General features: G+C 54.7%; 23 protein-coding genes. 19 read left to right on the top strand and 4 right to left on the bottom strand.

All coding sequences use genetic code 11. The annotated features are described in order from the left end of the window. Nucleotide 1 precedes the first annotated feature (1 nt). From nuoF to ASD8599_RS12060, 19 genes are all read left to right on the top strand, one after another. A complete protein-coding gene (gene nuoF / locus ASD8599_RS12150; RefSeq protein WP_108828781.1) occupies nt 2-1,297 on the top strand; it encodes an NADH-quinone oxidoreductase subunit NuoF in 1,296 nt (431 codons plus the stop codon). Continuing rightward, nucleotides 1,294-1,698: a DUF5333 family protein gene (locus tag ASD8599_RS12145; protein WP_108828780.1), complete on the top strand. Its 405-nt coding sequence runs from the start codon at nt 1,294-1,296 to the stop codon at nt 1,696-1,698. The genes nuoF and ASD8599_RS12145 overlap by 4 nt, the downstream gene beginning before the upstream one ends. After that, nucleotides 1,695-2,027: a hypothetical protein gene (locus tag ASD8599_RS12140; RefSeq protein ID WP_245926024.1), complete on the top strand. Its 333-nt coding sequence runs from the start codon at nt 1,695-1,697 to the stop codon at nt 2,025-2,027. The genes ASD8599_RS12145 and ASD8599_RS12140 overlap by 4 nt, the downstream gene beginning before the upstream one ends. A 132-nt stretch (nt 2,028-2,159) precedes the next feature. After that, a complete protein-coding gene (locus tag ASD8599_RS12135; protein WP_181364477.1) occupies nt 2,160-2,561 on the top strand; it encodes a DUF5333 domain-containing protein in 402 nt (133 codons plus the stop codon). A gap of 3 nt (nt 2,562-2,564) precedes the next feature. After that, entirely contained in the window at nt 2,565-4,580 is a 2,016-nt protein-coding gene (gene nuoG, locus ASD8599_RS12130; protein WP_108828778.1) for an NADH-quinone oxidoreductase subunit NuoG, read from the top strand. Beyond that, a complete protein-coding gene (locus ASD8599_RS12125) occupies nt 4,577-4,957 on the top strand; it encodes a hypothetical protein (protein WP_108828777.1) in 381 nt (126 codons plus the stop codon). The genes nuoG and ASD8599_RS12125 overlap by 4 nt, the downstream gene beginning before the upstream one ends. Nucleotides 4,958-4,963: 6 nt before the next feature. Then, complete coding sequence (gene nuoH, locus ASD8599_RS12120) at nt 4,964-6,004, top strand: NADH-quinone oxidoreductase subunit NuoH (RefSeq protein WP_108828776.1); 1,041 nt, start codon at nt 4,964-4,966, stop codon at nt 6,002-6,004. Between the two features lie 2 nt (nt 6,005-6,006). Next, complete coding sequence (gene nuoI, locus ASD8599_RS12115) at nt 6,007-6,501, top strand: NADH-quinone oxidoreductase subunit NuoI (protein ID WP_108828775.1); 495 nt, start codon at nt 6,007-6,009, stop codon at nt 6,499-6,501. A 17-nt stretch (nt 6,502-6,518) separates the two neighbouring features. Beyond that, nucleotides 6,519-6,935 (top strand): DUF4259 domain-containing protein, encoded by a 417-nt coding sequence (locus ASD8599_RS12110; RefSeq protein WP_108828774.1) that lies wholly within the window; start codon nt 6,519-6,521, stop codon nt 6,933-6,935. Then, complete coding sequence (locus tag ASD8599_RS12105) at nt 6,932-7,348, top strand: carboxymuconolactone decarboxylase family protein (RefSeq protein WP_108828773.1); 417 nt, start codon at nt 6,932-6,934, stop codon at nt 7,346-7,348. Before ASD8599_RS12110 ends, ASD8599_RS12105 begins: the two co-directional genes overlap by 4 nt. Then, nucleotides 7,345-7,947: an NADH-quinone oxidoreductase subunit J gene (locus ASD8599_RS12100; protein WP_108828772.1), complete on the top strand. Its 603-nt coding sequence runs from the start codon at nt 7,345-7,347 to the stop codon at nt 7,945-7,947. The genes ASD8599_RS12105 and ASD8599_RS12100 overlap by 4 nt, the downstream gene beginning before the upstream one ends. Before the next feature lie 8 nt (nt 7,948-7,955). Continuing rightward, nucleotides 7,956-8,486: a hypothetical protein gene (locus ASD8599_RS12095; protein ID WP_108828771.1), complete on the top strand. Its 531-nt coding sequence runs from the start codon at nt 7,956-7,958 to the stop codon at nt 8,484-8,486. 13 nt (nt 8,487-8,499) lie between these two features. Next, on the top strand, nt 8,500-8,805 hold the full coding sequence (gene nuoK, locus ASD8599_RS12090; protein WP_039686350.1) for an NADH-quinone oxidoreductase subunit NuoK: 306 nt from the start codon (nt 8,500-8,502) through the stop codon (nt 8,803-8,805). A gap of 5 nt (nt 8,806-8,810) precedes the next feature. Next, nucleotides 8,811-10,907 carry an NADH-quinone oxidoreductase subunit L gene (nuoL, locus tag ASD8599_RS12085; protein ID WP_108828770.1) on the top strand — a complete coding sequence of 699 codons (2,097 nt, stop codon included), beginning with the start codon at nt 8,811-8,813 and terminating at the stop codon, nt 10,905-10,907. Next, nucleotides 10,907-12,448, top strand: coding sequence for an NADH-quinone oxidoreductase subunit M (locus ASD8599_RS12080; protein ID WP_108828769.1), 1,542 nt, complete (start codon nt 10,907-10,909; stop codon nt 12,446-12,448). Before nuoL ends, ASD8599_RS12080 begins: the two co-directional genes overlap by 1 nt. Nucleotides 12,449-12,462: 14 nt before the next feature. Then, complete coding sequence (gene nuoN, locus ASD8599_RS12075) at nt 12,463-13,908, top strand: NADH-quinone oxidoreductase subunit NuoN (protein ID WP_108828768.1); 1,446 nt, start codon at nt 12,463-12,465, stop codon at nt 13,906-13,908. A gap of 39 nt (nt 13,909-13,947) precedes the next feature. Beyond that, nucleotides 13,948-14,697 (top strand): biotin--[acetyl-CoA-carboxylase] ligase, encoded by a 750-nt coding sequence (locus ASD8599_RS12070; RefSeq protein ID WP_108828767.1) that lies wholly within the window; start codon nt 13,948-13,950, stop codon nt 14,695-14,697. Nucleotides 14,698-14,709: 12 nt separating this feature from the next. Next, a complete protein-coding gene (locus ASD8599_RS12065; protein ID WP_108828766.1) occupies nt 14,710-15,483 on the top strand; it encodes a type III pantothenate kinase in 774 nt (257 codons plus the stop codon). 3 nt (nt 15,484-15,486) lie between these two features. Continuing rightward, the gene (locus ASD8599_RS12060; RefSeq protein ID WP_108828765.1) at nt 15,487-17,154 is read left to right on the top strand and encodes a ribonuclease J; all 1,668 of its coding nucleotides are present in this window, start codon (nt 15,487-15,489) and stop codon (nt 17,152-17,154) included. Between the two features lie 78 nt (nt 17,155-17,232). On the opposite strand, the gene ASD8599_RS12055 is transcribed toward ASD8599_RS12060, so the two are convergent. The 4 genes from ASD8599_RS12055 to ASD8599_RS12040 all read right to left on the bottom strand — a co-directional run bounded on the left by ASD8599_RS12055 (nt 17,233) and on the right by ASD8599_RS12040 (nt 22,218). After that, complete coding sequence (locus ASD8599_RS12055) at nt 17,233-18,747, bottom strand: DEAD/DEAH box helicase (protein ID WP_108828764.1); 1,515 nt, start codon at nt 18,745-18,747, stop codon at nt 17,233-17,235. A 131-nt stretch (nt 18,748-18,878) separates the two neighbouring features. Beyond that, entirely contained in the window at nt 18,879-19,817 is a 939-nt protein-coding gene (locus ASD8599_RS12050; RefSeq protein ID WP_108828763.1) for a glycosyltransferase family 2 protein, read from the bottom strand. Nucleotides 19,818-19,849: 32 nt separating this feature from the next. After that, the gene (locus tag ASD8599_RS12045; protein ID WP_245926023.1) at nt 19,850-20,599 is read right to left on the bottom strand and encodes a hypothetical protein; all 750 of its coding nucleotides are present in this window, start codon (nt 20,597-20,599) and stop codon (nt 19,850-19,852) included. Next, complete coding sequence (locus tag ASD8599_RS12040) at nt 20,599-22,218, bottom strand: peptide chain release factor 3 (protein ID WP_108830154.1); 1,620 nt, start codon at nt 22,216-22,218, stop codon at nt 20,599-20,601. The genes ASD8599_RS12045 and ASD8599_RS12040 overlap by 1 nt, the downstream gene beginning before the upstream one ends. Between the last annotated feature and the right edge of the window lie 98 nt (nt 22,219-22,316).

Genomic DNA, 22,316 nt, shown 5'->3' with positions numbered 1-22,316 from the left:
TATGCTGAAGGACCAGGACCGCATCTTTACCAACTTGTACGGCATGCATGATCGTACATTGGCAGGCGCCAAAGCGCGTGGCCACTGGGATGGCACAGCGGCCATGATCAAAAAGGGCCGCGACTGGATCGTCGACGAGATGAAGAAATCCGGTCTGCGTGGGCGGGGTGGTGCAGGCTTCCCGACTGGGTTGAAATGGTCCTTCATGCCTAAGGAAAGCGACGGTCGCCCGTCTTATCTGGTTGTGAATGCAGACGAATCCGAACCGGGCACCTGCAAAGACCGCGAGATCATGCGCCATGATCCGCACACGTTGATCGAAGGCTGCTTGATTGCGTCCTTCGCCATGAATGCAAACGCCTGCTACATCTACATTCGTGGTGAATACATCCGCGAAAAAGAGGCCCTGCAAGCGGCCATTGATGAAGCCTATGATGCTGGTCTTTTGGGCAAGAACGCCGCGAAATCCGGCTGGGATTTTGACCTGTACTTGCACCACGGTGCAGGGGCCTACATTTGCGGCGAAGAAACATCGCTGTTGGAAAGCCTTGAAGGTAAAAAAGGCATGCCACGCATGAAGCCGCCATTTCCGGCTGGCGCAGGTCTTTATGGCTGCCCGACAACCGTGAACAACGTGGAATCGATTGCCGTTGTGCCAACCATTCTGCGCCGCGGGGCAGAATGGTTTTCAGGCTTCGGTCGGGCCAACAATGCAGGCACAAAGCTGTTTGCTATTTCCGGTCACGTCAACAATCCTTGTGTCGTCGAAGAGGCCATGTCGATTGGTTTCGAAGAGCTGATCGAAACCCATTGTGGTGGCATTCGCGGCGGTTGGGACAATTTGAAGGCTGTGATCCCGGGCGGATCTTCGGTGCCGATGATCCCGGGCAAAGACATGCGCGACGCCATCATGGACTTCGACTATTTGCGCGAGCAACGGTCCGGTCTTGGCACTGCAGCTGTCATCGTCATGGACAATTCCACGGATGTGATCAAAGCAATCTGGCGCTTGTCCAAATTCTACAAACACGAAAGCTGCGGCCAGTGCACGCCGTGCCGTGAAGGCACCGGCTGGATGATGCGTGTGATGGACCGTCTGGTTACAGGCGAGGCAGAGCCAGAAGAAATCGACATGTTGCTTGATGTGACCAAACAGGTCGAAGGCCACACAATTTGTGCTTTGGGTGATGCGGCCGCATGGCCCATTCAGGGGCTGATCCGGCACTTCCGTGACGAAATTGAAGACCGCATCAAACACAAACGCACGGGGCGCGTCAGCGCGGTGGCCGCAGAGTGAACGGCACATCGTTCATATGTGCTGTGGTGGCGTTTGGCGTGGTGACCGGTGCGGTTTCTGCGTCGGAACGCCCTGCGCCTGAGTACTATTTGGACGCTCTGATCGATACGACCACCGCACAGCAACTCGCGCTTGCCTGTCCGACGCTAAGTGTAAATTTACCACGGGTGGCACAGGCCACGGGCGACGTGATCGCGCGGCTTGAGGAAGACGGATTTACCATGACTGCAGAACAAACCGGCATGGAAGATGCAACCGATGCACTGGCGTCACGTCAGGACGCGTTTGTTACGAAATACGGTCTGCAGAATCCATCCGCTGATGCGGTGTGCGCGGCGGGCCGGGCTGAAATCCAAGAGGGGACTGTTATGGGTAGCTATTTGATTGAGGTGTCGGGATGATGGTCAAGTATTCCTTGGGCATACTTGCAGTCGCCGCAACTTTGGCAGCCTGCAACAAGAAAGAAGATGCGATTGCATTTGATGGCCAATTCTTTCGTGCCAAACTTTCTAAGGTCGACAAACAGCGCGACCAGTTCACTGTAACAATCGGCCCTGTGTCGTCTTCTTTGGATGGCGCCAAAGAAGCCGGCCGCTATGAGGCCACACGGTATTGCATCGAACAGTTCGGAACATCCAACAAAACATGGGTCATCGGCCCGGACAGCCCGAACGAACAGCTTCGTATTGAAGGTGACAAACTTGTTTTGCGCGGAGCCTGCGTAGAGTGACACTGAGTTTCACATACGGAGCATTTTTGCTGCTTGGGACTGCCTGTTATTGCATAACAGCATGTCTCTTTCCCATGTCTGTGGGCAGGTTGACGCATTTTGCGCAGCCACTGTCCGCGAAAGGGATATGTGATGAATAAACTTGTGCAAATCACCGCCATTGTTTGCGTTATGGCCGGAGCTGCGGTCGCAAAACCGAACCTGCGCGACGTTGATGCCATTGACGATGCGTTACTGGCTGTGGGTTTGGCGGATGAAATACGAAAAACCTGCTCAGAAATCTCTCCAAGGTACTTGAAGGCCTTGAGGTTTGTGAACGGTTTGCGCGATAAGGCCCGTGACATGGGGTATTCGGACGCAGAGATCGACGCGTATCGCAAATCCCCGACTGAGAAGGCGCGTCTCAGGAAAGAAGGCAAGGCATATCTGGCCGCCAATGGTGTGGTTCCGGATCAACCAGAAACATATTGCGCGCTTGGCCGCGCCGAAATCGAAAAATCGAGCCTTATTGGTTCGTTACTCAGGGTGAATTGACGCATGAGCGACCTTCGCAAAGTTAACATCGACGGCACCGAGATCGAAGTGGATGGGGCAATGACCCTGATCCAAGCCTGTGAGCAAGCAGGCGTGGAAATCCCGCGGTTTTGTTACCACGAACGTCTGACGATTGCCGGCAACTGCCGCATGTGCCTGGTCGAAGTTGTCGGGGGGCCGCCAAAACCCGCAGCCTCATGCGCCATGCAGGTGCGCGATTTGCGCCCCGGTCCCGAAGGTCAGGCCCCACAAGTCAAAACCAATTCGCCGATGGTCAAAAAAGCCCGCGAAGGCGTGATGGAATTTTTGCTGATCAACCACCCGCTGGATTGCCCGATTTGCGATCAGGGCGGCGAATGTGATCTGCAGGATCAGGCCATGGCGTACGGCGTCGATTTCAGCCGGTTCCGCGAAGCCAAACGTGCGACGGATGATCTGGATCTTGGCCCGTTGGTCGAAACCCATATGACGCGCTGCATTTCATGCACCCGCTGTGTGCGCTTCACCACCGAAGTGGCAGGCATTGCCCAAATGGGGCAAACAGGCCGTGGCGAAGATGCTGAAATCACCTCCTATCTGGGCGAAACCCTCGACAGCAACTTGCAAGGCAACATCATTGATTTGTGCCCTGTCGGCGCACTCGTCTCGAAACCCTATGCCTTCACGGCGCGTCCTTGGGAACTGACAAAGACCGAAAGCATCGACGTAATGGATGCGCTTGGATCCAACATCCGCGTTGACACAAAAGGTCGCGAAGTCATGCGTTTCTTGCCGTTGAACCATGATGGCGTGAACGAAGAATGGATTTCCGACAAGACCCGTTTTGTCTGGGACGGCTTGCGCCGCCAGCGCTTGGACACGCCTTACATTCGCGAAAACGGCAAGTTGCGCAAAGCGACCTGGCCCGAAGCCTTGTCTGCCGCTGCAGCAGCGATGAAAGGTAAAAAGCTTGCCGGTCTGGTGGGCGATCTTGCGTCGGTCGAAGCCACCTACGCTTTGAAGGCATTGATCGAAGGGCAGGGCGGTGTTGTTGAATGCCGCACCGATGGCGCCAAGCTGCCTGCGGGCAACCGCGCGGGCTATGCGGGGCAAGCCACCATCGAAGACATCGACGACGCCGAAATGATTTTGCTGGTTGGCACAAACCCGCGTCTTGAAGCGCCTGTATTGAATGCACGTATCCGCAAAGCGTGGCTGCGTGGTGCAAAAGTCGCAATGATTGGCGAAGCAGCGGATTTGACCTATGATGTGGAGCACATCGGAACGGACCGCGCGGCATTGTCCAAATTGGCTGCGATGGACCATTCTGACAAACAAGGCGTCAAAGGCATCACTATTGTGGGGCAGGGCGCTTTGAATGAAGCTGACGGGGCTGCTGTCTTGGGCACTGTGATGTCTATGGCCGAAGCGGCACAGTCCAAATTGATGGTGCTGCACACCGCTGCATCCCGCGTAGGTGCCATGGACGTGGGGGCGACAAACGACGCTGGCATGGACGGCGTGTCGCAAGCCGAGGTGATCTACAACCTTGGTGCGGATGAAGTGGACGTTGCTGACGGCCCATTTGTAATCTATCAAGGCAGCCATGGCGACCGCGGTGCACATCGTGCCGACATCATCTTGCCGGGTGCTGCCTATACAGAAGAACCCGGGATTTTCGTGAACACCGAAGGACGTCCTCAATTGGCGCAGCGTGCGGGGTTTGCGCCCGGTGAAGCCAAGGAAAACTGGGCCATTTTGCGTGCACTTAGCGCTGAACTGAATGCAACACTTCCCTTCGACAGCGTGGCCCAACTGCGCGCTGCTTTGGTCAAAGACGTGCCGCATCTGGGGGACATAGATGTTGTTCCTGAAAACAGCTGGGTCGCCGAGGCCGCGGGCGATTTGGGCAAGGCGGACTTCCGCGCAGCCGTTACAGATTTCTATCTGACAAACCCGATTGCGCGTGCCAGCCAGCTGATGGCTGAACTAAGTGCAGGGGCAAAGGCCCGCCAGACAGAGGCGATTGCCGCAGAATGAAGCTTTTGGCGATCATACCAATAGCGACCTTGACGGCCTGCGACCCTGTTCCCACGGCGGAACAGTTCATTCCGGATTACCTCGGGGTGGAAACGGCGCTTTTGGATGATGATCTTGTACAATTTAAAGTGGCGATGACGAATGCCCTGTCGTCCAAAGACGTTGATAACTATGCCGAATGTGCAGCCGCCCAGTATACACTGATCCGTGGCTGGGGTTTCGCGCGCCATGTGCGCACAAATGTAAATGAGGAGGGTGGCGTGTGGCGTGCAGATGCTGTTTACACCATTTCGCCATCCTTGCCGCGCGGGTTGCGCACGATCGACGCTGAAGTCGTGACTGCCGCTTGTGTGGAAAAGGGAATACCGACGGTGTGAGGACCTATGGCTGACTTCTTTATGAACACCACATTGGGCATTTTGCTGACGATTGTTGGACAAATTTTGCTTGTTGTCGTCCCGCTTTTGCTGGCCTTGGCCTTCTTGATGTATGCGGACCGTAAAATCTGGGCCGCAGTTATGATGCGCCGCGGACCCAACGTGGTTGGCGTATTTGGCTTGCTGCAAAGCTTCGCAGACTTTGGCAAATACATCGTCAAGGAGATCGTTGTGCCAGCGGGCGCAGACAAAGCGGTTTTCTTTATGGCGCCGATGGTCACGCTTGTGATGTCGCTGATTGCCTGGGCTGTGATCCCGTTCAACGACGGCTGGGTGTTGTCCTCGATCAACGTGGCTATTTTATACGTATTCGCCGTGTCTTCACTTGAAGTTTACGGGGTGATCATGGGGGGCTGGGCGTCCAACTCCAAATATCCGTTCCTTGGATCTTTGCGATCTGCGGCGCAGATGATTTCATACGAGGTTTCAATCGGCCTGATCATCATCGGTGTCGTCATTAGCGCAGGTTCTTTGAACTTCGGCGAAATTGTTGCTGCGCAAGACACTGGTGCGGGTTTACTGGGCTGGTTCTGGCTGCCGCATTTCCCGATGCTGATCTTGTTCTTTATCAGCGCCTTGGCCGAAACCAATCGTCCACCATTTGACTTGCCCGAGGCTGAATCCGAATTGGTTGCAGGCTATCAGGTCGAATATTCATCAACACCGTTCTTGTTGTTCATGATCGGTGAATTGGTGGCCGTTGTTTTGATGTGTGCGTTGATTTCGCTGATGTTCCTTGGTGGATGGTTGTCGCCCATCCCGGGCTTGCCTGATGGCATTTTCTGGATGGTTGCCAAAATCGGCTTGGTGTTCTTCTTCTTCTCGATGGTGAAAGCCATCACACCGCGCTACCGCTATGACCAATTGATGCGATTGGGTTGGAAGGTCTTCTTGCCGTTCTCTCTCGCGTGGGTTGTTTTCGTGGCCTTTGCTGCCAAATTTGACTGGTTCTGGGGTGTCTATGCCCGTTGGGCCGTAGGAGGCTGATCATGACACAGATTGATTACACACGTGCCGCCAAGTACTTCTTGCTGCAGGATTATTGGCTGGGTTTCAAACTGGGTATGAAGCACTTCTTTCGCCCCAAGGTGACGTTGAATTACCCACATGAAAAAGGCCCGTTAAGCCCGCGTTTTCGGGGCGAACATGCGCTGCGTCGCTATCCCAATGGTGAAGAACGTTGCATCGCCTGCAAGCTGTGCGAAGCAGTTTGCCCGGCACAAGCCATCACGATCGACGCTGAACCACGCGATGACGGCAGCCGCCGCTCAACGCGGTACGACATTGACATGACAAAGTGTATCTATTGCGGCTTTTGCCAAGAAGCCTGTCCTGTGGATGCGATTGTCGAAGGGCCGAACTTCGAGTTTTCCACGGAAACACGCGAAGAACTGTATTATGACAAGGACAAATTGCTGTCCAATGGCGACCGTTGGGAGGCCGAGATTGCGCGTAATCTCGAACTCGACGCGCCGTATCGCTGAAGGCTAGGGCTAACACCATGGGCGCTTGGGGCGTAAGCATATTTGAAGACGACACCAGCCTCGATTGGATCGAGGATGACTACACGTCTGGTGGCGTTGAGGCTGTGCGCGGGGCGTTAACGGCGGCTGTCGAAACCACGGCTGGTGACACCTTGGACTATGACGAAGGCATTCCTGCCCGAGTCGCAGCCGAAATCGTCGCTGTGTGTTTTGGCGCTGCACATCCCGAAATGGGCACTGACAATTCCGAGACGCTTCTGGAGCATATCGACGACGTCACGCAGGATCGCGATTTGATTCCATTGGCTCTGCAAGCGCTTGCCCGGGTGAATGCCGACAACTCCGAACTGCAAGAGCTTTGGGCCGAAGGTGATCAAAGCGCATGGGACGCGGAAATCGAAGGCCTTGAGATTAGGTTGCGGGGACTGACATGACCGACCCCAAAAATCCGTTCGCCGACATGATGGCGCAGATGCAGAAAATGGCCAAGGACATGCCGGCCATGGACGCCTTCACGCCCGAAGGTTTTGAAAAGATGATGGGCACTATGCCCAAGGACATGATGGAAAGCATGTTCGGCAACGCATTGAACGAAGGCGCATTGGACGCACGTACAAAACTGTTGCTGACCCTTGCAGGCTTAACCATTCAGGGCGCCGACAATGCCGTTGCCATTCGCCAGACCATGCGCCACGCCAAAGAGGCAGGCGCCACCGACCAACACATCAGTGAAACCATTGGAATGATGACGGCTTTTGCCGGAATGCCTGCTGTAACCAAAGCGTTGCAATTGGCCCAAGAGGTCACCGCCGAAACCAAGTCCGACACAAAGGATGACAAATCATGAGCGTCTTCGCCTTTTACCTTTTTGCGATTTCGGTTGTTGCGGGGGGCTTCTTTACAGTTGTAAGCCGCAACCCCGTCCATTCCGTGTTGTGGCTTATTTTGGCATTCCTCAGCTCGGCAGGACTGTTTGTCCTTCTTGGTGCTGAATTTGTCGCCATGTTGCTGATCATTGTTTATGTAGGCGCGGTTGCGGTTCTGTTCTTGTTCGTGGTCATGATGTTGGACATCGATTTTGCAGAACTAAAGGCCGAAATGGCGAAATACATGCCGCTGGCCTTGTTGATTGCCTTGGTAATTTTGATGCAATTCGTGATCGCATTCGGGGCTTGGGAAAGCAACGCGGCCGCGGAAGGGTTGCGCGCACAGGTTACTCCGGTTGACCGCCACAACACCGAAGCCCTCGGCCTGATCTTGTATGATCAATATTTCCTTTTGTTCCAACTGTCCGGGCTGATCCTGCTGGTTGCGATGATCGGTGCAATTGTCTTGACCCTGCGCCACCGGACGGATGTTAAACGTCAGGATGTGGTGGCACAGATGATGCGCGACCCGGCGAAGGCGATGGAACTGAAAGACATCAAACCGGGGCAGGGGTTGTAAGCAAAACCATGACCGTGCGCTTGTCTTTCATATCCTGCGGTTTGGCGGCCTTGGTAGGGGCTGTGCCTGCTTTGGCGTGCTCTATTGCACAGCCGGACTGGAACAAGCGGGTTAAACATTCTGACACCTGTTCCTTTTACTACGCCGGTGCAAATGACATGGGCGCCGGGAAAGACGCTGTCGATCAAGGCAACGGACTTGTGTCGCAAGAGCTTAGCTTTTTTTTCGCAAGTGGAATGGCTGTTGTGGACTGCACCTCTGCCACATCTGCAATTGTCTGGGCCAAGAGCCCACCGCAAGACGAACAGACAAGTTGTGGAGAAACACTGCCGATTTCAGCGCATTTGCCGCCAAAAGGTGCACTGGATGTGTCGGGTATCGGTTCTGTGGCCGGTCTTGTTCAGTTCGCTGCTGCGAACGGGTTCAAAACCACGGCTGATGCAAATGACCTGAACAAAAATCAACGTCACAAAGATCGCTTTGATGCGTTTTGTGGATGCAAGTTACATTACCCCGAAAGCGCGGGTGCCAAGAAATGACCGAGGGAAAGACATGATCGGACTAGAACATTACCTGACGGTGGCGGCGACGCTATTTGTCATTGGCATTTTTGGGCTCTTTCTGAACCGCAAGAACGTGATCATCCTATTGATGAGCATCGAATTGATGCTGCTGGCTGTGAACATCAACCTCGTTGCATTTTCCAGCTTTCTCGACGATCTGGTGGGACAGGTGTTTACATTGTTTGTGCTGACCGTGGCTGCCGCTGAAGCTGCCATTGGCCTTGCCATTCTGGTCTGTTTCTTCCGCAACCGTGGCACCATTGCGGTTGAAGACGTCAACGTGATGAAGGGTTAAAGATCATGGAAACCACTATCCTTTTCGCGCCACTTGTTGGTGCCCTTCTATGTGGCTTTGGTTGGCGCGTTTTTGGCGAGGCCGCAGCGATGTGGATCGCTACAGGCTTTCTGTTTTTGGCTGCTGCCCTGTCGTGGGTTGTTTTCCTGACGTTCGACGGTGCCACGCAGCAAATCGAGATCCTGCGCTTTATCCAAAGCGGTTTGCTTGACACATCCTGGGCGATCCGTCTCGATCGCTTGACGGCGATCATGCTGATCGTGATCACAACGGTTTCGGCGTTGGTGCACCTCTATTCCTTTGGATATATGGCCAATGACCCGCAGTGGCGTGATGGCGAAAGCTACAAGCCACGCTTTTTTGCGTATCTGTCGTTCTTTACCTTTGCGATGTTGATGCTGGTGACGGCCGACAACTTGCTGCAGCTGTTCTTTGGCTGGGAAGGTGTGGGCGTCGCTTCTTATTTGCTGATTGGCTTTTACTACCGCAAACCGACTGCGAATGCCGCGGCTATCAAGGCGTTTGTGGTGAACCGGGTTGGCGATTTCGGCTTCTTGCTGGCCATCTTCGCACTGTATTTCATGACGCAAAGCATCAGCTTTGACCAAGTGTTCGCAGCCGTCCCAGATTTGGCCGAGCAGCAACTGACCTTCTTGTGGCGCGATTGGAACGCGGCCAATGTGATTGCGTTCTTGTTGTTTGTCGGTGCGATGGGCAAGTCGGCCCAATTGTTCTTGCACACTTGGTTGCCAGACGCGATGGAGGGGCCGACGCCTGTGTCTGCCTTGATCCACGCCGCAACCATGGTCACCGCCGGTGTGTTTCTGGTCTGCCGCATGTCGCCGTTGATGGAATTTGCCCCTGAGGCGATGATGTTTGTCACCGTCATAGGTGCGACGACGGCGTTTTTTGCTGCAACTGTTGGCTTGGTTCAAACCGATATCAAACGCGTGATCGCCTATTCGACCTGCTCGCAATTGGGCTATATGTTCGTGGCCGCTGGCGTCGGTATGTATTCCGCGGCCATGTTCCACCTGTTCACACACGCGTTCTTCAAAGCGATGTTGTTCTTGGGGGCAGGGTCGGTGATCCATGCCATGCACCACGAACAGGACATGACCAACTACGGCGGTTTGCGCAAAAAGATACCGTGGACATTCCGGGCGATGATGATCGGGACTTTGGCGATCACTGGTGTTGGTATTCCACTGACGCATTACGGTTTCGCGGGCTTCTTGTCTAAAGATGCCATCATCGAAAGCGCCTATGCGGGTGGGTCGTCTTATGGATTTTGGCTGCTTGTGATCGCGGCTGCCATGACATCTTTCTATTCTTGGCGCCTGATGTTCCTGACATTCTACGGCGAAGCGCGCGGCGACAAGCATACCCACGAGCACGCGCATGAAAGCCCGATGGTGATGCTGATCCCACTTGGTGTTCTAAGCCTCGGTGCGATCTTTGCGGGCATGATCTGGTTCAAGCCGTTTTTCGGGCATACGAATTACGTCGCTGATTTTTACGGCATCCCCTATGAGGAAGCTGCCTCGCATGGCGACACCAAGGTCGAGGGCGCGGAAGAAGATCACGGTGACGCAGGTTCACACGGTGACGAAAAAGCCGAACACCACTACGCTTTTGCAGGGGCGCCCGGGGAAGGGGCCTTGTACTTTGCACCTGACAATACAGTGCTGGATGATGCACACAATGTGCCGGCTTGGGTCAAAGTATCGCCGTTTGTCGCGATGTTGGGCGGCTTTATCATGGCAATGTGGTTCTATATCTGGAACCCGACGCTGCCGGGACGTTTGGCCGAAAACCAACGCCCATTGTACTTGTTCTTCAAGAACAAGTGGTACTTTGACGAACTTTACAATGTCGTGTTTGTCGGTCCGGCCAAAGCCATCGGACGGTTCTTGTGGAAGCGTGGCGACGGAAACGTCATTGACGGCGGCCTCAACGGCATCGCTATGGGGATCATCCCGTTCTTCACGCGCCTCGCAGGACGTGCGCAATCGGGTTACATTTTCACTTACGCCTTCGCCATGGTGATCGGCATCGCAGCACTCGTCACATGGATGACGCTCAGCGGAGGAGCGCACTAATGGATAACCTTCTTTCCATTGTCACCTTTATCCCGGCTCTTGCAGCTTTGATTTTGGCTGTGTTTCTACGCGGAGACGATGCAGCCGCCAATCGCAACGCCAAGATGGCTGCGATGTTTGCGACTTCGGCCACATTTGTTGTGTCTTTGTTTATCCTGTTCGGTTTCGATGTGAACGACACCGGCTTCCAGTTTGTCGAACAGGCCGACTGGCTGATGGGGCTACAGTACAAAATGGGTGTCGATGGCATCAGCTTGCTGTTTGTGATGCTGACGACATTTATGATGCCGCTGGTCATTGCAGCATCTTGGAATGTTGAAAGCCGCGTCAAAGAATACATGATTGCATTCTTGCTGCTTGAGACACTGATGCTGGGCGTTTTCATGGCGCTGGATCTGGTTCTGTTTTACCTTTTCTTTGAGGCAGGTCTGATCCCGATGTTCCTGATCATCGGCATTTGGGGCGGGGCGAACCGTGTGTATGCCAGCTTCAAATTCTTCCTATACACGTTCTTTGGGTCTGTTTTGATGCTGGTCGCGATGGTCGGCATGTATGCCGATGCCCAGACCACAGACATCACAGTGCTACTGAACCATGAGTTCGCATTCGAGACATTTAGCATTCTGGGTGTGCAGATTGTGGGCGGGCTACAGACGCTGTTGTTCTTGGCGTTCTTTGCAAGTTTCGCAGTGAAAATGCCGATGTGGCCGGTGCACACTTGGCTGCCGGATGCGCACGTTCAAGCGCCAACCGCGGGCTCGGTCGTGTTGGCCGCAATCTTGTTGAAAATGGGCGGCTACGGCTTCTTGCGTTTCTCGTTGCCAATGTTCCCGGTCGGATCTGACGTATTGTCGCCGTTGGTGTTGTGGATGTCGGCCATTGCCATCGTCTACACATCGCTGGTTGCTTTGGTGCAAGACGATATGAAAAAGCTGATTGCCTATTCATCGGTCGCGCACATGGGCTTCGTAACAATGGGGATATTCGCGGCCAACCAGCAAGGCATTGATGGCGCGATTTTCCAGATGATCAGCCACGGCTTTATTTCTGGTGCGCTGTTCTTGTGTGTTGGTGTTATTTACGACCGGATGCACACCCGTGACATCGACGCCTATGGCGGGTTGGTGAACCGGATGCCTGCGTATGCGATGATCTTTATGCTGTTTACCATGGCCAACGTCGGCTTGCCCGGCACATCTGGGTTTGTCGGCGAATTTCTGACGCTGATGGCTGTGTTCCAAGTGAACACCTGGGTGGCTTTGGTGGCGACAACCGGCGTCATCTTCTCTGCGGCCTATGCGTTGTGGTTGTACCGCCGCGTGGTGATGGGGGACCTGATCAAGGAAAGCTTGAAATCGATCACGGATATGACGACCCGTGAACGCATGATTTTTGCACCGCTGGTGGTCATGACCTTGTTGCTTGGGGTTTATCCTGCACTTGTGTTGGACATCATCGGGCCCTCTGTGGCCGCTCTGGTTACGAATTACGATACGGCACTGGCCGCGGCGGATGCTGCAAGCCAGATGGCCTCAAACTAAAAGGAGCGGGGCATATGTCCGCTGATCTGAGCATTATCCTGCCTGAAATCCTGTTGTCGCTGTTTGCGATGCTGGGCTTGCTGGGCGCGGTTTACACTGGAAAAGACGGCATGGCGTCAGCCCTTGTTTGGGCAACGGCCGTGGCCATGACAGCCCTTGGGGTCTGGATCGGTTTGACAGGGCAGGGCGTCAATGTGGCCTTTGGTGGCATGTTCGTTGACGACGGCTTTGCACGGTTTTCCAAGGTGATGATTTTGCTGTCAGCTGCAGCTGTGCTGATCATGTCCGAAGGCTATATGAAAGCACGTGGACTGTTGCGCTTTGAGTATCCGGTTCTGGTCGCGCTAAGCGTTGTGGGCATGATGGTTATGGTGTCGGCGGGTGATTTGATGGCGCTTTACATGGGGTTGGAGCTGCAATCCTTGGCGCTGTACGTTATAGCATCTTTGCGCCGGGATTCCGTACGCTCAACCGAGGCCGGCTTGAAGTATTTCGTTCTGGGCGCGTTGTCGTCGGGTTTGTTGTTGTACGGTGCCTCCCTGATCTATGGCTATGCTGGCACGACGCTGTTTTCCGGCATTGCACAAACGGCTGTGCACGGTGAAGTGTCGCTTGGGCTGTTGTTTGGCTTGATCTTCCTGATTTCCGGCTTGGCTTTCAAAGTGTCCGCTGTGCCGTTCCACATGTGGACACCCGACGTCTACGAAGGGGCGCCGACGCCAATCACAGCATTCTTTGCCACAGCCCCGAAAGTTGCGGCCATCGCGTTGTTCGCCCGCGTGATGCATGATGCCTTTGGCCTTGCGGTCCAAGACTGGAGCCAGGTCATCGCGCTTTTGTCTGTGTTGTCGATGTTGCTGGGGGCTATCGCAGCGATTGGTCAGACCAACATCAAGCGCCTTATGGCCTATTCATCAATCGCACACATGGGCTACGCGTTGATCGGACTGGCGGCAGGCACGGCATTGGGTGTTCAGGCGATGCTGGTTTACATGGCAATCTACGTGACGATGAACATCGGCACCTTCGCCTTCATCCTGATGATGGAACGCGACGGACAACCGGTCACAGACATCGCGGCCCTGAACCAGCTTGCGAAACGTGAACCGGGCAAAGCGCTTGCCATGTTGGTTTTGCTGTTTTCACTGGCTGGTGTGCCGCCCATGCTTGGGTTCTTTGCCAAGTTTGGCGTGTGGCAAGCGGGTGTGGACGCGGGATTGGTCTGGCTGGTTGTGGTCAGTGCGGTGGCGTCCGCCATCGGTGCATATTATTATCTGCGTATTGTGTTCTTTATGTATTTCGGGGCAGAAAACGGCGGTGTCGAAATGCGCGGATCACGCAGGCTTTGGGTCTTTTTGATGGGCGGCGCATTTATCATCGGTGTGGCATGGCTGCCTGGTGTGAATATGTTCGGCATCGAGAGCATCGCAAACGTTGCGGCTGTATCACTTGTTAAATAATCGACCCTTCGGGGAAGATTTATCAAACGAGGTAAAACCATGAGCGGATGGCCGGACGGATATGGACGGCGCATTCTGGCATCCGTGGATTCCACTTTGTCTGAAGCCGCGCGTATTGCACCTGAAATTGCGGGCCCCGAATGGATTCTTGCGCACACGCAAACAGCTGCGCGGGGCCGACGGGGGCGGGCGTGGTCCGCGCCCACGGGCAATTTTTCAGCGACATTGGTGCTGCCGGTTGCTGAACCTGCGCAACACGCAGCATTGCGTTCCTTTGTGGCCTCTTTGGCGTTGTATGATGCGTTTGTCGCGGTCAGCGGACAAAGTTCAGCGTTTGCGCTGAAATGGCCCAACGACGTGTTGCTGCGCGGCGGTAAGGTCGCAGGCATTCTGCTGGAAAGCGCAGGGCAAGGGCATGTACTGTCGCATTTGGCGATCGGCATCGGTGTGAACCTTGCCGCGGCCCCCAGTGTTCAGGACGTGGAAGCAGGCGCCGTGCCGCCTGTCGCGTTGCGGACCACCTTGGGGATCAATGTAACCCCTGAAGCTTTTCTTGATGCGCTGGCTGTGGCTTATGCAAACTATGAAGCCCAATTTCGGGATTTTGGTTTCGCCCCCATCCGTACGGCATGGATGCAAAAAGCTGCCCGTCTTAATGAAATGATCCGCGCCCGTACTGCACGCGAAGAATGGCACGGTATCTTTCGCGAGGTGGATGCTGATGGCCAACTTGTTCTGGAGACAGCCAAAGGCCGGATCAGCGTGCCTGCGGCGGACGTCTATTTTTAAGGGAGAAACCTTATGCTTTTGGCGATTGATTGTGGCAACACCAATACGGTGTTTTCCATCTGGGACGGCGAGGCGTTTATCGGCACATGGCGCACGGCCACTGAATGGCAGCGCACGGCGGATCAATACTATGTCTGGCTTAGCACGTTAATGAAGTTCCAGAACATTGACGTCGAAATCACTGACGTCATTGTATCTTCGACGGTGCCGCGCGTGGTCTTCAATCTGCGCGTTCTGGCAGACAGGTATTTCAACACGCGTCCCATTGTTGTGGGCAAGCCAGACTGCCTGCTGCCTGTGGACGTGCGCGTGGATGCTGGTACAGCCGTAGGTCCGGACAGGCTAGTAAACACGGTCGCCGGGTTCGACCTATACGGCGGGGACCTGATTATGGTCGATTTTGGCACCGCCACGACCTTTGATGTTGTTGCTGAAGACGGTGCTTACGTGGGTGGCGTCATCGCACCAGGTGTGAACCTAAGCCTTGAGGCGCTTCATCAGGCTGCTGCGGCTTTGCCCCACGTAGATATTTCCAAACCACAGGCTGTTGTGGGCACCAATACTGTGGCCTGTATGCAGTCTGGTGTCTTTTGGGGTTACGTGGGCCTCGTTAAAGAGATATGTGCGCGCATAAAGGCGGAGCGCGACCGGGATATGAAAGTGATCTCGACCGGCGGGCTGGCACCATTGTTCCAGCAATCCCAAGCGCTTTTTGATGACTTTCAAGATGATTTGACGATGCACGGGCTGACCGTGATCCATCGATACAACAAGGAAAATAACTGACTTATGAGCAGTGAACGATTGATTTATCTGCCCCTTGGCGGGGCGGGCGAAATTGGCATGAATGCCTATGTTTATGGCTACGGGAAACCCGATCAGGAACGCCTGATCGTTGTGGATCTGGGCGTGACCTTCCCGGATATGGACGGCACACCGGGGGTGGATCTGATCCTGCCCGATGTGACGTGGCTGGAAGAACGGCGCGACCGGATTGAAGCTATCTTTGTGACACACGCCCATGAAGACCACGTGGGCGCGGTCGCACATACCTACAAAAGCTTGGGCGCCCCGATTTATGCCCGTGCCTTTACCGCGAATATCGCAAGACGCAAAATGTCCGAACACGGCCACCCCGATGATGCGGTGACAGTTATGGGCGCTTGGCCAGAGCAACGCGACTTCGGCCCTTTCAAAGTCGGGTTCTTGCCAATCTCGCATTCCATCCCGGAAAGTGGTGCATTGGTCATCGACAGCCCGTCGGGCCGCGTGATCCACAGCGGGGACTTCAAGCTGGATAAAACCCCTGTTGTGGGCGAAGCCTTTGATCCTGATCTGTGGGCCGAGGTCTGCAAGGGGGGCGTCAAAGCGCTGGTTTGCGACAGCACCAATGTGTTTTCGCCTGTCGCAGGGCGCTCGGAAATCACAGTGGGTCCCGAGATCGAAAAACTGGTCAACTCAGCACCTGGAATGGTTGTTGCCACAACATTTGCGTCCAACGTCGCGCGTGTGAAAACATTGGCGGATGCCGCTGAACGGGCAGGGCGTTCCATCGTGTTGCTTGGCCGTTCTATGCGGCGCATGATCGAGGCATCTATCGAGACGGGTGTATTGAAAGACTTCCCGGCTGTCGTATCTACAGAAGACGCCAAGAACATTCCACGCGAAAACCTGATGCTTTTGGTCACGGGATCGCAAGGCGAACGCCGCGCGGCCTCTGCGCAATTGGCCCGTGGGAAATACATGGGATTGTCGATGAAAGAAGGCGACATGTTCCTGTTTTCATCCAAAACTATTCCGGGCAACGAACGCGGCGTGATCCGCATCATCAACGCGTTTTCCGAGATGGGTGTGGATGTGGTCGACGACAGCTCTGGTTTGTACCACGTGTCAGGCCATGCCAACCGCCCCGATCTGGAAGCGTTGCATGACATTGTGAAACCGCAAATTCTGGTTCCAATGCACGGTGAACACCGGCATTTGCGCGAACATGTGAAGATTGCCAAGGCCAAAGGCATGGCAGGTGTTTTGGCTGTCAATGGCATGATGATCGACCTGTCGGGCAATGCGCCCACGGTCGCGGAATACATCGAAACGGGCCGGACATATCTGGATGGTTCGGTTCAGATCGGGGCTTTGGACGGGGTTGTACGTGACCGGATCCGGATGGCGCTGAACGGTCATGTGGTTGTGACGTTGATCATCGATGACGAAGATGAGCCGCTGGGGGATCCATGGTGCGAACTGATGGGATTGCCTGAAACAGGCAGCTCAAACAGTGCATTGGTAGATGTTTTGGAACATGATCTGGGGCAGTTTTTGGGGCGTGCGGACGCCAAAACCTTGCGTGACGATGACAAACTTGGCGAAGCGCTTCGTCGCGTTGTGCGCAACTCTGCGCAGGGCGAGATTGGCAAAAAACCAGAAGTCACAGTGGTGGTGTCGCGTCTGCATTGATGTGCAACACGCTTTATCTAAACAAAAAAGGGGCGCAGCGATGGCTGCGCCCCTTTTTCAATTTCACGGTCAAAAGCGCTATTGGCTTTCGTAACGCTCTGCAAAGCTTTGTTGAATAAACGTCGGTGTGTGATCGCCCAAGCCGACAACCTTATTATGGTTGTTGTTGTGGCGGTTGTTGTTTTTGTCGTGATCACCCGAATTGGAACGACTGCGACCACCCCGTGATCGGGATTGTTTCTGATCCGTTTCAGCCGGAGGCGTCTGTTCCGATTTGGCTGGCACAGGTGTATCCACAACGGCCGTTTCCTTCGGCGTTTCCTGCGCAGCTTCAGATTTTGCTGTGTCCGATTTTTTCGATCTGCTGCGTGTGCGTTTCGGCTTTTCAGATGGTGTCGGTTTGTCATCCGCCGCAGCGTCGGTTTCCACGGGCGTTTTGCCTTTGGACAGCGGGTTTTCCAAGCGCGGGATTTCTTTTTGGATCAGGCGTTCGATGTCTTCGAAGTTCTTTTCATCACGGGGGACGCAGATCATGATGGCCTTGCCATCGCGCCCTGCACGACCCGTCCGTCCGATGCGGTGTACGTAGTCTTCTGCGTGACCGGGTACGTCGAAGTTGAACACATGGCTGACGCTTGGCACATCTAGTCCGCGGGCGGCAACATCAGAGGCACATAAGAAGCGCAATTCGCCGTTGCGGAACCCTTCGAGTGTCTTGGTGCGCTGTGATTGATCGAGATCCCCATGAATAGGCGCTGCATCATAGCCGTATTTTTTCAATGACTTAGCGACAATATCCACATCTGTTTTGCGGTTGCAAAAGATAATGGCGTTGGTGCATTTGCCGCCTTCGGCGTCAATCAGCATCCGCAACGCTTTGCGCTTTTCTGTTGCTTCACGGTCTTTGCGTGACCCTTTGAACATGACCACGGCCTGCTCAATGTTCTCTGAGGCCGTCGCTTGACGGGCCACTTCGACGCGTTCGGGGTTGGACAGGAACGTGTTGGTGATCCGTTCGATTTCAGGTGCCATCGTGGCCGAGAAAAACAGAGTTTGGCGGGTGAAAGGTGTCAGTCCGAAGATACGTTCGATGTCAGGGATGAACCCCATATCAAGCATCCGGTCGGCTTCATCGACAACCATGACTTTCACGTCGTTCAAAATCAGTTTGCCGCGCTCAAAATGGTCCAAAAGACGGCCCGGAGTGGCAATCAAAACGTCGACGCCTTTGTCGATCAGCGTGTCCTGTTCCTTGAACGACACGCCACCGATCAGAAGCGCTTTGGTCAGTTTCACATGTTTGGCATAAGTGTCGAAGTTTTCGGCAACCTGTGCTGCCAATTCACGCGTTGGACACAGCACCAAAGATCGCGGCATACGCGCACGCGCACGGCCACGTGCAAGCATGGTTATCAAAGGCAGTGTAAAGCTGGCGGTTTTGCCTGTGCCGGTTTGGGCAATGCCCAGAACGTCGCGCCCTTCCAGGGCCGGTGGGATCGCCCCGGCTTGAATGGGGGTCGGGCTTTCATAGCCTGCTTCGTCAATGGCTTTGAGAACCTTAGGGTTCAGGTTCAGATCAGAAAATTTTGTCATGTACGTCCGTGGTTTGCGGACTACAATTTGGCCCGCGGCAGCAATAAATGTCGGCCCGCATGGCCCAAGAGGCAGCCCTATGGCCGCGACATGGACGGGACTTAACAAAACCCTGCGGCAGGGTCAAACAATCACGTGATTTGCGGAAAATGACGCGCGACTGTTGCATCCAAATCCAGATTGATCAGCCGCAACGCTCCGTGATCTTCCAGCCGTGCCCGCAATTCGGGGCTGTCGCCTGCGACTTCGTCGTAAAAGGCACGTAATCCGGCCGCACCATCGTGGGCTTCGATCGCGCAGAACATCTCGTGAATCGTCAGCCCGCCTTTTTCGGTGCTGTGAACGCTGGGGATTTCGGATCTGTATGACCCTTGTTCCAGTCGAAACTGGTAACTTGCCATCCAGTCATCCCATGTTTTTGCATGGCAATGCGCAAGATCTATGCCCGGCAGTTCAACTTCGCCGGGGTTCATATCGTCGCCTTGAAACGCATTATGGATGCGCAAGTGCATATCTTGCAGACCAGTGCGGACAAAAATTTTGCCAGCAACATGACTAAGGAACCCGGCCCGCAAGTAACTGCCGTAAGTTGGGTAAAGCTGTGACACAAGCGCTTTGCGCGCAGGGCCACTTGGCAAAAAGGCTTTGAAGGCGGTGCCGTCACCTGCCAGTTGTTCCATGGGGCGCATTCGCGCGCAGATTGCATCCTCCGCCAGCTTGCCCAGATGCCGTCCCACAGGGGCATCGGTCACCAAGAATTCGTCGACGTCGATATGGCCCAACCAGGCGACGTCCTGTTTGCGCCTATAGGCGTATGTCGCGTTGCGTGATTGGCGTACCTGATGTTTGACGGGACGCTTTCCACCCAGCTTTTTCCAATGCGCCGTGTCGCAGGCGAATACTCTGATTTTTGAATGGGCTTTAAGAGGGACGTAGGCATCGCTGTCTGGATCATCCAAAAAGATGAAAAGTCTGTGGGCGCCCTTGTCCAAATGGTAGGCGGCGAATTTCAGGATGTCAGAAGACGGGCCAAGGAAAGTCGTGACCAATCCCCATTTTACATCGTCCATAGAATGTGTCCTGCTACCCGTTTGGCGCGAGTTTACTGCATTTTCTCGGATTTGAAATCCTGCATCCGTGCGAAAATGCTACGCGTGTCCGACATGACCATCCGCAACATTCGAAAGGCGAGCGGGCGGATGGTTTTGTCTTGTTCACCTAGCGCCCAAAGTCGCGCCAACATGACTTTGTCCAAATCACCGCCACGCAGGCTGTAGGGGGCCATGTCAAACGCCAATGGGGGGCGCTTTTTGGGACGCAGAACACGGCGGCGTGTGTCACCGGCGTCACCGGATGCGCGCCGTTCACTGTCATGCAGTTTCACCAGATCAAACAGTGTGGACAGCCCCATACCACATGCCCTTTGCTCCGGCGTTTGCCCGCAATCGGCAAAGGTTGTGGCTGTTGAGATCAGCCAGCGCACTGACAGTTCCGCTGCAAGCACATGGCCCTGTTCCTCCCAAATCCGGTGGAAAAGGGGCATCGCTGCGGCAGGTGGATCAGTTCGGCGCGACACGGCAATTAGAAAGCCATGCAAAAGCTCTAATTGGCTTTTACCTTGAAATTCTATCTGTAATTCCAGCCACTTGCGGTCTGCGGAAAAACGCGGTGTTTCCTCAAGGTCTTGTGTGGGCACTGGCACGATCGCTTTGTTAAGTGCCTCAAGGTCAACGTCGGACGGGGGCAGTCTTGCGGCTGCGTCCTCAAAGGGGATTTGGCGTTTTTCCAGGAAGCGCATCAAGCGTCTGAAACCGCCTGCATAGATGTCGTCATCTGGATCGTGGGGGGGCACTATACCATCATTTCCTTGGTCGCCGTCAGTCGGATGTCGGGGTAATCGCGATCAACGCGGTCAATGTCCCACTGCAAGCGCGTCAAGTAAACAATGTCGCCATCGTGGTCATGCGCAATGTGCTGCTTGTTGCTTTCCGTAAACTTATCAATGGCTTGCTTTTCGCCATTAACCCAACGCGCTGAAGTGAACTGGGATTGCTCGAAGCGCACAGGAAGCCCGTATTCCAGCTCAATCCGGCTGGCGAGCACTTCAAATTGCAACTGCCCCACGACGCCCACGACAAATCCGGAACCGATCGAAGGTTTAAAGACTTTGGCCGCACCTTCTTCCGCGAATTGCATCAATGCTTTTTCAAGGTGTTTGGATTTCAACGGATCGCCCGCCCGCACCCCTTGCAACAATTCGGGGGCGAAAGACGGGATGCCCGTCACGCGAATGGCTTCGCCTTCGGTCAACGTGTCGCCGATGCGCAATTGCCCATGGTTGGGAATGCCGATGATGTCGCCTGCCCATGCTTCTTCCGCCAGCTCACGGTCCGAGGCCAAAAATAGCACCGGGCTGCTTATAGCCATCGGCTTTTTGGTGCGCACGTGGGTTAATTTCATGCCCCGGTGGAAGTGTCCTGATGCAAGGCGCACAAATGCGACGCGGTCGCGGTGCTTTGGGTCCATGTTGGCCTGCACTTTGAACACGAAACCAGAAACCTTTGTTTCTTCCGGCAGAATTTCCCGTGGTTGAGCAGACTGAATTTGCGGTTCTGGACCAAATTTGGCGATGCCTTCCATCAATTCCTTCACACCGAAGGAGTTAATCGCAGAGCCAAACCAAATAGGTGTTAACGATCCTTCAGCCATGGCCGCAGCGTCCATCGGAGGCAGCAGTTCACGGGCCATCTCCAGTTCTTCGCGCAATTGTTCCAGCTGTGCGGCGGGCACGTGTTCGGCCAGCTTGGGATCATCAAGACCGTTGATTTCTATGGATTCAGATACTTTGTTGCGGTCCGCACGGTCCATAATTTCCAAGCGGTCGCGCAAAATATCGTAACATCCGATAAAGTCGCGCCCGACCCCGATTGGCCATGACGCAGGTGTGACGTCGATGGCCAGATTTTCTTGTATTTCGTCAATAATTTCAAAGGTGTCGCGGCTTTCACGGTCCATTTTGTTACAGAATGTCAAAATGGGCAGATCGCGCATGCGGCAGACTTCGAACAGTTTCTGGGTCTGGCTTTCCACACCTTTTGCGCCATCGATGACCATCACGGCGGCATCCACAGCCGTCAACGTTCGGTACGTGTCTTCGGAAAAGTCGGAGTGGCCAGGCGTGTCGACCAGATTAAATCGGAACTCCCCGTCTTTGTTGGTGAAATCAAATGACATTGCGGATGCTGAAACCGAAATACCACGATCTTTTTCCATTGCCATAAAGTCGGATCGCGTGCGGCGCGCCTCACCTTTGGCCCGCACCTGTCCCGCCATTTGAATGGCGCCGCCAAACAGCAGGAATTTTTCCGTTAACGTGGTCTTGCCCGCATCGGGGTGAGAGATGATCGCAAAGGTGCGACGCCGCGCAATTTCTGGCGGCAAGACGGGGCGGTTTTTGGGAGTGTCCAACATAAGAACTGCTATAGATTGGGGTTGCGAAGGGCGCAAGACGGCAGCGAAGTGCGGATGATGCCGGTTTGTCCGATTGTGAAGGCGATGCCCCATATCTG

The sequence above is a fragment of the Ascidiaceihabitans donghaensis genome (genome assembly GCF_900302465.1).
Taxonomy (GTDB): Bacteria; Pseudomonadota; Alphaproteobacteria; order Rhodobacterales; family Rhodobacteraceae; genus Ascidiaceihabitans; species Ascidiaceihabitans donghaensis.
The sequence above is the reverse complement of the archived record's forward strand: the minus strand, read 5'-3'. Positions and strand labels throughout refer to the sequence as shown.

Bases quoted from the DNA above. Each gene is read 5' to 3' on its own strand.
- nuoL (WP_108828770.1), top strand. From the start codon at position 8,811: ATGGAAACCACTATCCTTTTCGCGCCACTTGTTGGTGCCCTTCTATGT.
- ASD8599_RS12060 (WP_108828765.1), top strand. From the start codon at position 15,487: ATGAGCAGTGAACGATTGATTTATCTGCCCCTTGGCGGGGCGGGCGAA.
- nuoF (WP_108828781.1), top strand. From the start codon at position 2: ATGCTGAAGGACCAGGACCGCATCTTTACCAACTTGTACGGCATGCAT.
- nuoK (WP_039686350.1), top strand. From the start codon at position 8,500: ATGATCGGACTAGAACATTACCTGACGGTGGCGGCGACGCTATTTGTC.
- ASD8599_RS12125 (WP_108828777.1), top strand. From the start codon at position 4,577: ATGAAGCTTTTGGCGATCATACCAATAGCGACCTTGACGGCCTGCGAC.
- nuoN (WP_108828768.1), top strand. From the start codon at position 12,463: ATGTCCGCTGATCTGAGCATTATCCTGCCTGAAATCCTGTTGTCGCTG.
- ASD8599_RS12055 (WP_108828764.1), bottom strand. From the start codon at position 18,747: ATGACAAAATTTTCTGATCTGAACCTGAACCCTAAGGTTCTCAAAGCC.
- ASD8599_RS12140 (WP_245926024.1), top strand. From the start codon at position 1,695: ATGATGGTCAAGTATTCCTTGGGCATACTTGCAGTCGCCGCAACTTTG.
- ASD8599_RS12095 (WP_108828771.1), top strand. From the start codon at position 7,956: ATGACCGTGCGCTTGTCTTTCATATCCTGCGGTTTGGCGGCCTTGGTA.
- ASD8599_RS12080 (WP_108828769.1), top strand. From the start codon at position 10,907: ATGGATAACCTTCTTTCCATTGTCACCTTTATCCCGGCTCTTGCAGCT.
- ASD8599_RS12110 (WP_108828774.1), top strand. From the start codon at position 6,519: ATGGGCGCTTGGGGCGTAAGCATATTTGAAGACGACACCAGCCTCGAT.
- ASD8599_RS12100 (WP_108828772.1), top strand. From the start codon at position 7,345: ATGAGCGTCTTCGCCTTTTACCTTTTTGCGATTTCGGTTGTTGCGGGG.
- nuoI (WP_108828775.1), top strand. From the start codon at position 6,007: ATGACACAGATTGATTACACACGTGCCGCCAAGTACTTCTTGCTGCAG.
- nuoG (WP_108828778.1), top strand. From the start codon at position 2,565: ATGAGCGACCTTCGCAAAGTTAACATCGACGGCACCGAGATCGAAGTG.
- ASD8599_RS12065 (WP_108828766.1), top strand. From the start codon at position 14,710: ATGCTTTTGGCGATTGATTGTGGCAACACCAATACGGTGTTTTCCATC.
- ASD8599_RS12040 (WP_108830154.1), bottom strand. From the start codon at position 22,218: ATGTTGGACACTCCCAAAAACCGCCCCGTCTTGCCGCCAGAAATTGCG.
- ASD8599_RS12070 (WP_108828767.1), top strand. From the start codon at position 13,948: ATGAGCGGATGGCCGGACGGATATGGACGGCGCATTCTGGCATCCGTG.
- ASD8599_RS12050 (WP_108828763.1), bottom strand. From the start codon at position 19,817: ATGGACGATGTAAAATGGGGATTGGTCACGACTTTCCTTGGCCCGTCT.
- ASD8599_RS12135 (WP_181364477.1), top strand. From the start codon at position 2,160: ATGAATAAACTTGTGCAAATCACCGCCATTGTTTGCGTTATGGCCGGA.
- nuoH (WP_108828776.1), top strand. From the start codon at position 4,964: ATGGCTGACTTCTTTATGAACACCACATTGGGCATTTTGCTGACGATT.
- ASD8599_RS12105 (WP_108828773.1), top strand. From the start codon at position 6,932: ATGACCGACCCCAAAAATCCGTTCGCCGACATGATGGCGCAGATGCAG.